Source organism: Microbacterium resistens (assembly GCF_031456305.1).
Lineage (GTDB): Bacteria > Actinomycetota > Actinomycetes > Actinomycetales > Microbacteriaceae > Microbacterium > Microbacterium resistens_A.
The window spans coordinates 23,346-36,771 of sequence record NZ_JAVDUM010000003.1 but is presented as its reverse complement, the minus strand read 5'-3'; the positions used below and the strand labels follow the sequence as shown (position 1 = coordinate 36,771).

Below are 13,426 nucleotides of genomic sequence, written 5' to 3'. Positions count from 1 at the left end.
GTTAGGCGTTCCTCTTGTCCACGAGGTCTCGGAGACCGTCTCCGAGAAGATTGAAGCCCAGGATCATCACGGCGATCGCGAGGCCGGGGAAGAGCATCACTTGGGGCGATGCCATGAAGTCCTGCCGGCCCTCACTGAGCATGGTTCCCCACTCCGGCGTCGGAGGCTGCACGCCGATACCGAGGAAACCGAGGGCGGCGACGATCAGCAGGACCTCGCTGGCGAACAGGCTCGCCACCACGAACACGGACCCCGCGATGTTCGGGACAACGTGGCGGATGAGCGTCAGCGTCGTGCGCGCCCCTGAGGCCCGCGAGGCGGTGATGTAGTCCGCGCCTGCGACCGACGAGGTGAACCCGCGCGCATATCGGACCATCTGCGGCAGCTGGGTGAGGGCGATGGTCACGACGATCGAGAGGTAGCCGTTGCCGATCACGGCGACGAGGACGATCGCGAGGACCATGGCGGGGAATGAGAGGACCGAGTCGGACACCAGGGAGACGAGGCGGTCCACGAACCCGCGCCGGTAGGCCGCGACGATGCCGATCGGGACGCCGACGACGACGACGATCAAGACGGTGGGGACGATAACCGAGAGCTCGTACTGCGCCCCGTGGAGGACCCGGGAGAAAATGTCCCTCCCCAGCGCGTCGGTGCCGAAGGGGTGGGCGGCTGAAGGAGATTGCAACGCGGCGAGCAGATCCTGCGTCGTCGGTGACGCTGGGGAGAGGACGCCGGCCAACGCCGCGATCACGGCGACGAAGCCGAGGATCACGCCGCCGGCGACGAGCGAGACCGGCACAGCCCGCTTCGGCCGGGCGAGCATCACGGCTGTCGTGTTCATGGTCATCGGGCACCTCCGAGGATCCGGACGCGGGGATCGATCCGGGACGAGACCAGGTCTACGACGAGGTTGATGAGCAGGAAGCCGCAGACGAACACGATCGTGATCCCCTGCATCAGCGTGTAGTCGCGCTGGCTGACCGAGGCGAGCAGCAGCTGGCCCATTCCCGGGTAGGAGAAGAGGTTCTCCACGACCACGGCACCGCCGAGCAGATACCCCGCCTGGAGGCCCACCATCGTCAGGATCGCCGGTGCCGCTGGCTTCAACGCGTGCACGAGCACCATCCGCGCCGGCGAGACCCCACGCGCCGCCGCCGTGCGCATGCAGTCCTCGCCGAGCGTCTCCAACATCGTGGCCCTGGTGAGCCGCGCGATGAGGGCCACGAGACGCGCCGCCACCGCGACGGCCGGCAGGACGAGGCCCGCAAGCCCCGCCGAGCCGATCGCCGGGAGCCATCCGAGCTGCACGGCGAAGAGCTGGATGAGGATCATCCCGAGCCAGAAGTTCGGCACGGCCAGCAGCAGCACCCAGAGCAGGAGGGTGCCCTTCGAGAAAAGCGAGGCTGGACGGACCGCCGAGAAGACCCCCGCGGATACGCCCACCCCCACCGCCAGCAGCAGGCTGCATCCCAGCAGCGCGAGCGTTGCGGGGATCCGGCCGAAAACGACCTGCATGACGGGCGCCGAGTAGCTGGTCGACTGCCCGAAGTCGCCGACGATGAGCCCCCCGAGGTAGTTCAGGTACTGCATGAGGATCGGGTCGTTCAGGCCCATCCTGGTCCGCAGCAGCTCGACCTGCTCGCCCGTCGCGTTCGGCCCGAGGATGAGCGCGGCGGGATCGCCGGGCGCCACCCGGAACAGGACGAAGACGAGGGTGAGCACCAGGAAGACCTGGACCAGCAGCATCACCACGCGGGAGACGAGATACCGCAGCACGGGAGTCCGCCGATCAGGAGGTGCGCGACGGGAGGACAAAGCCCACGGGCAGCACCACCGGCGTCGCGGCCTTGTCGTTGTAGCCGACCAGGATGTTCGGGCTGTAGAGCCAGATGTACGGTGCATCGTCCCAGACGATCTTCTGCGCCTCGTCCATCGCCTTCTGCTGCGCCGCGACGTCGACCGTGGTCATCGCCTGATCGATGAGAGCATCGGCCTCCGGATTCGAGTACCAGGTGAAGTTCCAGCCGTTGACGGCGTCCTCGGTCGGGTTGGATCGGTACATGATGTCGAGCTGCAGCGCCCCTGACCCGTGGGAAGGGTTGAAGCCGAACAGCACCAGGTCGTAGTCGACGGCGGACTTGGCCACCTTGATGCCCGCCCAGAAGGTGGACTTGTCAACCTTCTGGATCTCGACGTCGATCCCGAGGTCGGCAAGCTGGGCCTGAACGGCCTGGGCGACGAGGACGTCGTTCGCATACATGCCGTCCGGGGTGCGCAGACGGAGCGTGAACGGCTTTCCGTCCTTGCTGAGCTTCCCTTCGCCATCGGCTTGGAAGCCCGCCTCCTTCAGGAGCGAGAGCGCCTTGTCCTTGTCATAGGACGGCTTCCCGACGTCCGTGTGCCCGTTGGTGCGAGCCGCAAGCGGCGAGGTCAGCGGCTCCGCGAATCCGCGCAGCACAGCCTTGACGATCGCGTCCACGTCGACGGCCGCGTTCAACGCCTGCCGCACGGTCGGGTCCGCGAGGAGGGGGTTTGCCTGGCTCATCCCGATGCCGAACGCCTGGAGGCCCGGGAAGCTGATCACCCGCGTCTGCGGCGAGGACTCCAACGCCTTGGCCTGCTCCACCGGGACACTGCCGACGACGTCGGCCTGTCCGGCCTGGAGGCCGGCAAGGCGACCGGAGGCGTCCCCGACATAGCTGTAGGTGATCGTCTCGTACTGCGGCTTCTCACCGAAGTAGTCCTCGTTGGCTGCCAGCACGAGAGTGCTCCCCGGCTCGAACGTCTTGAGCTCGTAGGCGCCGGTCCCCACAGCATCCAGCGTCGCCTTCGCTTCGCCCGCCGCGACGAGCTCGATGCTGGGGATCAACGCGGAGCCGTGGGCAAGGGTATTCAGCAACGCCGCATAGGGCTTCTTGGTGGTGATCGCGACGGTGTTCGCGTCGACTGCAGCGACGGACGCGATCGGCGCCCACAGGCTGTAGGCGGACAGGTTGTACTCCGGGTCGAGCATGCGCGTGAAGTAGTCGACCACATTGGCCGAGGAGAAGGACGCCCCATCGTGGAAGGTCACTCCTTCCCTGAGCCGGAACGTCCAGGTCAGACCGTCTGCCGAGGTCTCCCAGCTCTCGGCGAGATCCGGTTGGAAGGTCATGTCGGCACCCAGGCGCACCAGCCCGTCGTAGATCGCGAACGCGGCCTCGTAGCCCGATGGGTATCCCTGGGGCTGCTTCCCCATCGGTGCAAGGGAGGTGATCTGCACGGCCTGAGCGAAGACTGGGTTCTCGGTCGATGCGGTCTGGGCGGACGGCGTCGACGAGCCGCCGGATGTCGGGCCGGATGCGGCGGAGCAGCCGGCGAAGGTCAGACTCGCGGCAGCGACGATGCTGACGGCGAGCAGGCGATTCCTCAGGAGTCGCATGGGTTCCTCGTTTCGGGTCGGGTCGGTGAATTGGATCTCGGGTTCAGTTGTCGTGCAGCGCCTCAATGAGGCGGTGGTTCTCCTCGATCGCCGCGATCACCTGTTCGGATCGGGGGAGCGAGACGGCCACGAACAGCGCGTCCAGGAGCGTGTGCTGCGCCACCCTGGACGCCATGGCCTCTGAGCGGAATGCGGTCTCGACGGAGGAGGTCGACAGGGTGAGGTCGGCGCTGGAGGCGAGCTCGTTGCGGCCGTACTGCGTGACGGCGATCACCGTCGCGCCCTTGGCTCGGGCACTCTCCACGGCGAAAACGAGGTCGCGCGTGTGGCCGGAGTGGGAGATCGCGACGACGACGTCCCCCGGTCCGAGCATCGTCACCCGGCTGAGCTGGGCAGCGACGTCGGTCAGCACATAGCTCGGCATCCCCAGCCGCATGAAGCGGAAGTGCGCGCTCTCGGCGGTCGCGCCGGAGGCCCCGAACCCAAAGAAGTTGATGCTGCGCGCGACGGAGACCGTCTCCACCGCGCGGGAGAACTGCTCGATGTCGACCACGCTGAGCGTGTCGGCGAGCGCGTTGGCGAACGAGGCGAAGACCTTCGCCAGCAACGTGGCGTCGTCGTCGGTGTGCAGCACGTCCTCGTGGATCGCAGGAGCCGTCTCACCGACCTGGTCCTGGGCGAGCGCCATCCGCAGCTCACGGAATCCCGTCAGCTCGACCCGGCGGCAGAGTCGGATGATCGTCGCCTCGCCGACCTCGCACGCCTCCGAGACCTCGTTCAGCGGGTGCCGCATGACGTACTCGGCATTGTCGAGGATGAACTCCACCGCCCGCTGCTCCGCGGCACCCACATCGCCGGAGACCTCCCGCAGTCGAACCAGCACACCATTCATTCGGAATCCCCTATCGCCGGAAAACTTCATATGATTATCCTGATACTGAAGTTTTACTCCATGCGGCGAAGCTAGCGACTCCCGGCCACGAAGTCAACAGGCATCCGGCGCCGATAGTCTCGAAGCGGACGTTCGAAGCAAGGAGACATCCCATGACCACGGACCCGTTGATCGAACGCCTGCGCGACCTGCTGGGTCACGACGCCGTCCGCGACAGGGCGATCGACGTCCACGCCGTCGCCCACGACGCCTCGCACTACCTCCTCCTCCCCCGCGCCGTGGTCGTCGCCGAGGACGAGGACGCCGTCGCCCGGGTCCTCGCCGCGGCGAACGAAGCGGGCGCCCCCGTGTCCTTCCGCTCCGGCGGGACGAGCCTCAGCGGCCAGGCGAGCGCGGACGGCGTGCAGATCGATACGCGCCGCTCCTTCCGCCGCATCACGGTCGAGGACGACGGCGCGACCGTCCGGGTCCAGCCCGGGGCGACCGTGCGTCAGGTCAACGCGCGGCTCGCACGGCACGGACGCAAGCTGGGCCCCGACCCTGCGAGCGAGATCGCCTGCACGATCGGCGGCGTCGTCGCCAACAACTCCAGCGGGATGTCCTGCGGGACCGAGCGGAACACCTACCGCACCATCGCATCGATGCGGATCGTGCTCGCCGACGGCACGGCGCTGGACACCGCGGCCCCCGACGCGGACGAGCGGCTGCGGACGGCGCGCCCGGAGCTCCACTCCACGCTCCTCGCCCTCCGCGACCGCGTGCGCGCGGACGACGCGTCGGTCGAGACCATCCGCCGGCTGTTCTCGATCAAGAACACGATGGGGTACGGCGTCAACGCGCTGCTGGACTTCGACCGGCCCGTGGACATCCTCGCGCACCTCCTCGTGGGGAGCGAGGGCACGCTCGGCTTCGTCGCCGAGGCCGTGTTCCGGACGGTCCCCGCGCACCCGCGCGCGAGCACGGCGCTGCTGATCTTCCCGACGCTGCGTGCCGCGACCGAGGCGCTGCCCGCCCTCGTCGCGACGGACCCCGCCGCGATCGAGCTCATGGACGCGGCGAGCCTGCGCGTCGCGCAGACCACCCCGGATCCCGCCGGCGGGATCGCCGACCTCACGGTCGATGCCCACACCGCCCTCCTCGTCGAGTACCAGGAGCCGGACGAGGAGACGCTCGCCGCACGGGTCGCCACCGCCGAGATGCTCCTCCCCTCGCTCCCCCTGACGATCGGCGCGGCCTTCACGAGCGATCCGTCGACGAGGGCCGGGCTCTGGCAGATCCGGAAGGGCCTGTACACGACCATCGCCGGCGCCCGCCCCTCCGGCACGACCGCGCTGCTGGAGGACATCGCCGTCCCCGTCGAGCGCCTCGCCGACACCTGCTCCGCGCTGACGGACCTGTTCGCCGTGCACGGCTACGAGGGCTCCGTCGTCTTCGGACACGCCAAGGACGGCAACATCCACTTCATGATCACCGACCGCTTCGACACCCCCGAGGGGAAGGAGCGGCTCGCCCGCTTCACCGACGACATGGTGGACCTCGTCCTCGGTCAGGGCGGCGTCCTGAAGGCCGAGCACGGCACCGGCCGGGCGATGGCCCCGTTCGTCCGTCGGCAGTACGGCGATGACCTCTACGCCGTGATGCAGGAGATCAAGCAGGCCTGCGACCCCGCGGGAATCCTCAACCCCGGGGTCCTGCTGAGCGGAGACGACGAGGCGCACCTCCGCGACATCAAGGTCGCCGTGCAGGTGGAGGAGGAGGTCGACCGCTGCGTCGAGTGCGGCTACTGCGAGCCGGTCTGCCCGAGCCGCGACCTCACGCTCACGCCCCGTCAGCGGATCGTCGTCCGGCGCGCCGCCGCGCAGGCCAGGGAGGACGGCGATGACACGCTCGCCGCCGAGCTCGACCAGGCGTACCGCTACGACGGGATCGACACCTGCGCCGTCGACGGGATGTGCCAGACCGCGTGCCCGGTGCTGATCAACACCGGCGACCTGGTGCGCCGCCTCCGCGCCGAGCAGACCAAGGCGCCGGCCGCCGCGGTCTGGAACACCGCCGCGGGCCACTGGGGAACGACCACCCGTGCCGCCGCCGCCGCACTCTCGGTCGCCAAGGCGATGCCTGCACCCCTGGTCACCGCCGCCAACACCGCGGCCAGGGCCGTGCTCGGCGCCGACACGATCCCGCTCTGGACCGAGGACCTCCCCGGCGGCGGCACCCGGCGCGGATCCGTCGCCGTCTCCTCCCCCGCGGCGGGCGCGGACGCGGTCTACCTGCCGTCGTGCCAGAGCGCGATGTTCGGCCCGGCCGGCGACGGCCCCGGCCTCCAGCGGAGCTTCCAGGACCTGTGCGCCGACGCCGGCGTCGTCCTGCACATCCCGGAGGACATCGACTCCCTCTGCTGCGGCACGCCGTGGTCGTCCAAGGGATATCGTCCGGGCAAGGCGCGTATGCAAGAACGCGTGGTCGCCGCGGTCCTCACCGCCTCCCGCGACGGGGAGCTGCCCGTGGTCTGCGACGCGTCGTCCTGCACCGAGGGGTTCATCGGACTGCTCCGGGACGCGGAGACCTCCGTGCCCCTGCGAATCGTGGACGGCGTGGAGTTCCTGCGCGACCGCGTGCTCCCGGCGCTCGGCGATCTCCCGAAGGCCGCCTCCCTCTCCGTGCACCCGACGTGCTCGTCCACCCATCTCGGCTCCACCCCCGCGCTTCTGGAGCTCGCGGGCGCGGTGGCCGAGACCGTGCACGTCCCGGAGTCCTGGGGCTGCTGCGCCTTCGCAGGCGATCGCGGGATGCTGCATCCCGAGCTCACCGCCTCGGCGACGGCTCAGGAGGCGGCGGAGGTCCGCGCGGCCGACGCCGAGCTGCATGCGTCCTGCAACCGCGCGTGCGAGCTCGGGATGAGCCGCGCGACCGATCGTCCCTATCGCGGCATCATCGAGGTGCTCGCAGCCGCGTCCGCCGCCCGCTGACCGGTACGTTTGCAGGCTTCCGGCCCGGATGGCGGGAGGAGTCCGGGGGTCCGGCCATGCAGGTGGGATTCGGCCATGCAAATGGCCCGCCCAGAGCCGGGGTGAACCGGCCGGGCCGTCAGTCGGCGCGGGTGACGAAGGCGCCGGCCGCGGCGAGCGCGTCCGCCGTCGCCACGATCGTCTCCCGCATGGCCGCCGCCGCGCGGGTCGGCCGCACGTCGGCGCGGTGGGCGAGTCCCACGGTCCGGGTCAGCCGCGGCGAGGCGAGCGATGTGGTCCGGAGCTCGTCACGCCCCAGGCTCACCATCGCCGGCACGACCGCGACGCCGACGCCGCGCTCGACGAACCGCAGCACCGCGTCCATCTCCGGCCCCTCCACGACGATCGACGGCACGAGCCCTGCGTCCGCATAGGCCGCGTCCGTCGTCAGACGCAGGTCGTAGCTGCGCGGGAAGGCGATCTGCGGGAGCCGCGCGACGTCCGCGAGGGTCAGCGGACCGCGTCCGATGAGGGGCGGATGGGAGGCCGCGGACACCACGACCAGCTCCTCGGTGAGCAGCGCCATGCGCGCGAGGCTCACCGGCGCCGCGGACGCGTCGTCCGACGACGTCACCAGGGCGAGGTCCAGCGCGCCCTCGCCGAGGGCGGCGATGAGGCCGCGGGACCCGCGCTCCGTGATCTCGATCTCGATCCCGGGGTGCGCCGCGCGGAAGGCGGCCAGCACCTCGGTCACGATGCTCGCGCACAGGGACGGCGGCGCGCCGAGGCGCACCCGTCCCCGCCGGAGCCCCGCGATCTCGTCCATCTCCTGGCGCACCGCGTCGGCGTCGGCCAGCATGCGCCGGGCGTACGGCAGCAGGGTCTCCCCGGCGGCGGTCAGCGCGATGTTGCCCCTCGCGCGATGGAAGAGGCCGGAGCCCAGCTCGCGCTCCAGGGTCGAGATCTGCCTGCTGAGGGACGGCTGGGCCAGGTGCAGGTCGGCGGCCGCCCGGGTGAAGCTGCCTGTCCTGGCGACCTCGACGAAGCCGCGGAGCTGTTCGAGGTTCATGTTTCATAGCATAGCCGCATTGAAACGACCAGCATTATGCATTGGAGTAATGCGCGAGACGCTCCTACCGTGGAGCGCATGACTGAAAAGCGCACCCCCGGCTCGCCACGCGGCGAGCGCCTCGTCACCACCGCCGTCCTCGTGATCGGCACCGGCGGCTCAGGGCTCAGGGCCGCCATCGAGGCGGCCGAGCAGGGCGTCGACGTGGTCGCGGTGGGCAAGCGCCCCCGTCAGGACGCCCACACCTCCCTCGCCGCCGGCGGCATCAACGCGGCGCTCGGCACCATGGACCCCGCCGACACCTGGCAGCAGCACGCCGCCGACACCATCAAGGAGAGCTACCTCCTCGCCGACCCCCGCACGGTGCAGATCGTCGCGCAGGGGGCGGAGGAGGGCATCCGGGACCTGGAGCGATACGGGATGAACTTCGCCCGCGAAGCGGACGGCCGCATCTCGCAGCGCTTCTTCGGGGCGCACACCTTCCGCCGCACCGCCTTCGCCGGCGACTACACGGGGCTCGAGATCCAGCGCACGCTCGTCGACCGCGCCGAGGAGCTGCGCATCCCGATCCTCGACACCGTCTACATCACGCGCCTCCTCGTCGACGACGGCACCGTGTTCGGCGCCTACGGCTTCGACCTCCTCGACGGCACCCGCTACCTCATCCGCGCCGACGCGGTGATCCTCGCCGCCGGCGGGCACAACCGCATCTGGCGACGCACCTCGTCCCGTCGCGACGAGAACACCGGCGACTCCTTCCGTCTCGCCGTCGAGGCGGGCGGCCGTATCCGCGACCCCGAGCTCGTGCAGTTCCACCCGTCCGGGATCATCGAGCCGGAGGACGCGGCGGGCACGCTCATCTCCGAGGCGGCGCGCGGCGAGGGCGGAGTCCTCCGCAACGCGCTCGGCGAGCGCTTCATGGAGCGCTACGACCCCGAGCGGATGGAGCTCTCCACCCGCGACCGGGTCGCCCTCGCGGCCTTCACCGAGATCGCCGAAGGTCGCGGCACGCCCCGCGGCGGCGTCTGGCTCGACGTCTCCCACCTCCCCCGCGAGACGATCATGAGCCGCCTCCCCCGCGTCTACCAGACGATGCTCGAGCTGCAGATGCGCGACATCACGAAGGAGCCGATGGAGATCGCCCCGACTGCTCACTACTCGATGGGCGGCGTGTGGGTGCATCCGGAGGACCACCGCACCGACGTCGACGGGCTCTACGCGATCGGCGAGGCCTCCAGCGGCCTCCACGGCGCCAACCGGCTCGGTGGGAACTCCCTCATCGAGCTGCTGGTCTTCGGGCGGATCGTCGGCCGCGCGGCGGCGTCGAGGGCGCGGGACATCGAGGCGCCCCGCCGCTCCGCCGCCGCGGTCGAGCAGGCGAGGTCGGAGATCGACGCGCTGCTCGCGGCGGACGGACCCGAGAACGTCCGGGCGCTGCAGCGCGCGATCCGCGACACGATGACCGCGCACGCCGGCGTCGTCCGCGACGAGGAGGGGCTGCGGGCAGGACTCGCCGAGCTCGACGCGATCGAGGCACGGATGCGGGCCGTCGGCATCCATCCCGATCTCGCGGGGTTCCAGGACCTGGCCCACGCCTTCGACCTGCGCTCCTCCGCCCTCGCCGCGCGGGCGACGCTGGAGGCCGCTCTCGAACGCCGGGAGACCCGCGGCTGCCACAACCGCCGCGACTACCCGGAGCTGGATCCCGCGCTGCAGGTCAACCTCGTCTGGTCGCCCGGGACCGGCGTCGTCCGGGAGGCGATCCCACCTGTCCCCGAGGAGATCGCCGCCCTCATGCGGGAGGTCGACACCACGGGCAAGCTCGTCGAGTGATCAGGCCCGCGCGCGGGCCGCGGCGTCCCCGACGTCCGCGGTCCCCGGCGCGGCGGGCACGGCGGCGCTCGCCGCGGTGCGCAGGAAGACGATGATCCAGCTGAAGATCAGCACGGCGGCGATCAGCTCCACGGCGGTGAGGTTGTAGTAGCCGACCGCGAAGAACGCCGACAGCAGCAGGATCACCGCGACGTACAGGTATCCGAGGCCGAAGAACACCCGCGGCAGCGTCGGCAGGAGCCAGGGCAGACCGATCACGACCGCGCCGAAGGACACCGCCATGCCGATGGCGGCGCCGGTGTGCAGCAGGAAGAACTCGTCCACCGGGAACACTCCGACCGTGGCGAGCAGGAGGCCGATGAGGATGAGCCCGATGCGGACCAGGAGCCTCCCCCGCCGCTGCTGTTGCTCCCCCACCGGGAGCCCGGCCGTGGCATACCTGGCGATCGTGGCCACGATGATCCCGGAGAGGATCAGCGTGAGGTTGAACACCGAGGAGGAGCGGTTGGTGGTCATCCCGAGAGCCGAGAGGTTGTCCTGCCACCAGTGCGCATCGCTCGAGGTGAGCATGCTGGCGAAGGCACCCACCACGAGGAAGATCGCGAGCCCCAGGGACAGCGACATCGGGCGCAGCTCCGTCGAGGCGAGGAACGCGACGTAGCCGGTCACCGCGAACGCCACGGCCACGAGGAGCGATCCGGGGAAAGCGAACACCGGCGCGTCGGTGAAGCTCAGCGCGAGGAGCTCGGCGATCCCGAGCCAGCCGAGCAGCGCGATCGCGGCATAGGCGGCGGCCACCGCGGCGAGGTCGTACCAGCGCAACCGGTCTCCAGGGACGCTGAAGCCGTCCCGCGGCTCGTCCGGCGACGGCGCGACCGGACGCACCGCGATCCGGCCGAGGACGAACGCCGCCACGGTCACGACCGCCCCGCCGGACGCGGCGTACCAGCCGATCGACCCCTCGCCGCTGATCTCCAGACGACGCCCGACGAACAGCAGATACGACAGCGGGAACCCCACGGCGAACGCGGCGGCGCCGACCAGCAGCGCGATGGACTCGAGGGTCTGGGTCGAGCGCGCAGGGGTCCGCAGCGCTGCCAGGGTCTCGCGGACATGCCGGGCCTGCGCCCTCATCCAGTCGCGCATCCGCACTCCGGCCGGATCCGCCGGCCGCCTCCGTCCCCCACTGTAGAGCGCGGCCCTGTGGCCGCACAGCGCGCGGGCACAGGAGACAGTCGTCCCGCCGCGGTGATACCATGCCGGAACGGATCGTATACAACGTCGTCGCTCCCCCACCCGAGGTGATCAGCCGTGATCGATGCCCCTTCCGCACCCGCCGAGTCGGTCTCGACCCTGATCGCGCGCAGCATCAGCGAGTTCCGCTCCGCCGTGTCCGACTCCTTCGTCCCGCTCCAGGTCAGCGCCGACGGGCCTGACCGCTTTCGCGGGGTCCTGCGCGGAGCGTCGGTCGACGAGGTGCGCGTGACCGATCTCCGCGCGACCTCCCACGTCGTGGAGCGCACGCCGGAGCTCATCGCGCGCGGCGACCGCCCCTACTTCAAGGTCTCGCTGATGCTCGCCGGCACCGGCCTGCTCATCCAGGACGACCGCGAGGCGGTCCTGTCCCCCGGCGACCTGGCGGTGTATGACACCGAGCGCCCCTACTCGCTCGTGTTCGACCAGGACTTCCGCACCATGGTCGTGATGTTCCCGAAGCACCTGCTGAGCCTTCCGCCGGAGATGGTGGGGCAGCTCACCGCGGTGCGGATCTCCGGGCAGGAGGGCCTGGGCGGGATGGTCGTGCCCTATCTCCGCCAGCTCGCGGGGAACCTCGACCAGCTCGCCGGCTCCACCGGCGCCCGGCTCGCCCACAGCGCGCTCGATCTCGTCTCCACGGTCTTCACCCGCGAGCTCGGCCTCGACGAGGCCTCCGCCGACCCCCATCGCGCACTCATCCACCGCATCCGCGGGTACATCGACCGCAACCTCGCCTCGACCGACCTCGGTCCGTCGATGATCGCGGCGGCGCACTTCATCTCCACCCGGCATCTGCACGGGCTCTTCCAGGAGCAGGGGACGACCGTGTCGACCTGGATCCGCTCCCGGCGTCTGGAGCGGTGCCGGCGCGATCTGCTGGACCCGATGCTCGCCGACCGCTCCGTCGCCGCCATCGCCGCACGATGGGGCTTCGTGGACGCCGCCCACTTCAGCCGCGCGTTCAAGACCGCCTACGGCGTCTCCCCCAGCGAGTATCGCGCGTCCCGCTGACGTCGCCTCCCGCGCGGCGAGATGTCGCGCGTCCGCCGCCCTTGCCCGTGCGGGCACGGCGGTTGTCTGTCGGCGCGCGATCGCCCTGGATCCCTTGAGGGTGTGATCCGACGCGGCAGAGCATGGGGCACACGCCCTGCAACACCGCGGGGCAGGGCCGAAGGAGTCCCGCCGAATGACCGATACCACCACCGACCCCGCGACCGATCCAGTGCTGGATCCGGCGCTCGACACCTGGCGCACCTATGACGAGTTCGCCGCCGGGATCGACACGTTCCGACTTCCCGGCGTCGACCTCGACGGGACCGCGCTCGCTCTCTCCCTGGACGACGGCTCCGCACTGACGCTGCGCTTCGACGGCGACCGCGTCGCCTGGGAGGGCCTCGGCGCCTCCGGCATCGATCCCTATGACGCCGTGGCCGTTCGCGCCGACGTCGTCTTCGTGAACCTCCCGCTGGAGAGCAGGGAGCGGGAGTCCCTCACGGTCGTCTACTCCACGACGAGCCACCGTGCGACCGTCGTCCGCTCCCGCATCGCCGCCGAGGCGGTCGAGGGCGTCCCCCAGGTCGGACAGGACTTCTGGGCGGCGACCACCGACGGCGGGGAGCCGACCGGCGAGACGCCAGGCCCCAGCCGCGACCTCATCGGCAAGCGGAACGTCTACCGCTACAGCCCGCACCACCTGTACGAGCACGTCTACATCTCCAGCCAGCGCTACGCCTGGCAGTGCCTGGAGGGCGTGCAGCGCGGACACGGCGACATGGACCTGTCCACGGTGTGGAGGTTCGCCGACGGTCTGTACCTGTTCTGCTTCCGCGAGTTCCGGATCGCCGTCGCGAGCGTGTGGCTGCACGACCTCGGCTACCAGCTGATGACCACCGGCGTCTTCCTCGGCCTCGCCGGCGACGGCTCCGCCGAGCACTCCCGCGCCGGCGGCCACATCTACCCCCTCGGCTCCGTCACCTACCCCGACGCCCAGCCCGTCTGACCAT

Annotated in this window: 10 protein-coding genes; 4 read left to right on the top strand and 6 right to left on the bottom strand. The window is 70.5% G+C overall.

Annotated elements, in window-relative coordinates; translation table 11 throughout:
• Position 1 precedes the first annotated feature (1 nt).
• Genes J2Y69_RS04060 through J2Y69_RS04045 form a run of 4 tightly spaced genes read right to left on the bottom strand, consistent with a single transcriptional unit; the run spans position 2 to position 4,316 of the window.
• Positions 2-850 (bottom strand): ABC transporter permease, encoded by an 849-nt coding sequence (locus J2Y69_RS04060; protein WP_310017833.1) that lies wholly within the window; start codon positions 848-850, stop codon positions 2-4.
• Complete coding sequence (locus J2Y69_RS04055) at positions 847-1,779, bottom strand: ABC transporter permease (protein ID WP_310017831.1); 933 nt, start codon at positions 1,777-1,779, stop codon at positions 847-849. Before J2Y69_RS04055 ends, J2Y69_RS04060 begins: the two co-directional genes overlap by 4 nt.
• A gap of 13 nt (positions 1,780-1,792) precedes the next feature.
• On the bottom strand, positions 1,793-3,424 hold the full coding sequence (locus J2Y69_RS04050) for an ABC transporter substrate-binding protein (protein WP_310017829.1): 1,632 nt from the start codon (positions 3,422-3,424) through the stop codon (positions 1,793-1,795).
• A 43-nt stretch (positions 3,425-3,467) separates the two neighbouring features.
• Positions 3,468-4,316: a MurR/RpiR family transcriptional regulator gene (locus J2Y69_RS04045; protein WP_310017827.1), complete on the bottom strand. Its 849-nt coding sequence runs from the start codon at positions 4,314-4,316 to the stop codon at positions 3,468-3,470.
• A 152-nt stretch (positions 4,317-4,468) separates the two neighbouring features.
• Between J2Y69_RS04045 and J2Y69_RS04040 the strand changes: the two genes are divergently transcribed.
• Positions 4,469-7,285, top strand: a complete 2,817-nt coding sequence (locus tag J2Y69_RS04040; RefSeq protein WP_310017826.1) for an FAD-binding and (Fe-S)-binding domain-containing protein — start codon at positions 4,469-4,471, stop codon at positions 7,283-7,285.
• A 118-nt stretch (positions 7,286-7,403) separates the two neighbouring features.
• On the opposite strand, the gene J2Y69_RS04035 is transcribed toward J2Y69_RS04040, so the two are convergent.
• Positions 7,404-8,333 (bottom strand): LysR family transcriptional regulator, encoded by a 930-nt coding sequence (locus J2Y69_RS04035; protein ID WP_310017824.1) that lies wholly within the window; start codon positions 8,331-8,333, stop codon positions 7,404-7,406.
• 78 nt (positions 8,334-8,411) lie between these two features.
• On the opposite strand from J2Y69_RS04035, the gene J2Y69_RS04030 reads away from it, so the two are divergent.
• Positions 8,412-10,166 carry an FAD-binding protein gene (locus J2Y69_RS04030; RefSeq protein WP_310017822.1) on the top strand — a complete coding sequence of 585 codons (1,755 nt, stop codon included), beginning with the start codon at positions 8,412-8,414 and terminating at the stop codon, positions 10,164-10,166.
• Here the strand turns inward: J2Y69_RS04030 and J2Y69_RS04025 are convergent, their stop codons facing one another.
• Positions 10,167-11,312, bottom strand: a complete 1,146-nt coding sequence (locus J2Y69_RS04025) for a DUF998 domain-containing protein (RefSeq protein ID WP_310017821.1) — start codon at positions 11,310-11,312, stop codon at positions 10,167-10,169.
• Between the two features lie 165 nt (positions 11,313-11,477).
• On the opposite strand from J2Y69_RS04025, the gene J2Y69_RS04020 reads away from it, so the two are divergent.
• Positions 11,478-12,434: an AraC-like ligand-binding domain-containing protein gene (locus J2Y69_RS04020; RefSeq protein ID WP_310017819.1), complete on the top strand. Its 957-nt coding sequence runs from the start codon at positions 11,478-11,480 to the stop codon at positions 12,432-12,434.
• Positions 12,435-12,609: 175 nt separating this feature from the next.
• Positions 12,610-13,422, top strand: coding sequence for a MoaF C-terminal domain-containing protein (locus J2Y69_RS04015; protein ID WP_310017817.1), 813 nt, complete (start codon positions 12,610-12,612; stop codon positions 13,420-13,422).
• The last annotated feature ends 4 nt before the right edge of the window (positions 13,423-13,426 follow it).

Bases quoted from the DNA above. Each gene is read 5' to 3' on its own strand.
- J2Y69_RS04045 (WP_310017827.1), bottom strand. From the start codon at position 4,316: ATGAATGGTGTGCTGGTTCGACTGCGGGAGGTCTCCGGCGATGTGGGT.
- J2Y69_RS04015 (WP_310017817.1), top strand. From the start codon at position 12,610: ATGACCGATACCACCACCGACCCCGCGACCGATCCAGTGCTGGATCCG.
- J2Y69_RS04040 (WP_310017826.1), top strand. From the start codon at position 4,469: ATGACCACGGACCCGTTGATCGAACGCCTGCGCGACCTGCTGGGTCAC.
- J2Y69_RS04060 (WP_310017833.1), bottom strand. From the start codon at position 850: ATGACCATGAACACGACAGCCGTGATGCTCGCCCGGCCGAAGCGGGCT.
- J2Y69_RS04050 (WP_310017829.1), bottom strand. From the start codon at position 3,424: ATGCGACTCCTGAGGAATCGCCTGCTCGCCGTCAGCATCGTCGCTGCC.
- J2Y69_RS04025 (WP_310017821.1), bottom strand. From the start codon at position 11,312: ATGCGCGACTGGATGAGGGCGCAGGCCCGGCATGTCCGCGAGACCCTG.
- J2Y69_RS04035 (WP_310017824.1), bottom strand. From the start codon at position 8,333: ATGAACCTCGAACAGCTCCGCGGCTTCGTCGAGGTCGCCAGGACAGGC.
- J2Y69_RS04030 (WP_310017822.1), top strand. From the start codon at position 8,412: ATGACTGAAAAGCGCACCCCCGGCTCGCCACGCGGCGAGCGCCTCGTC.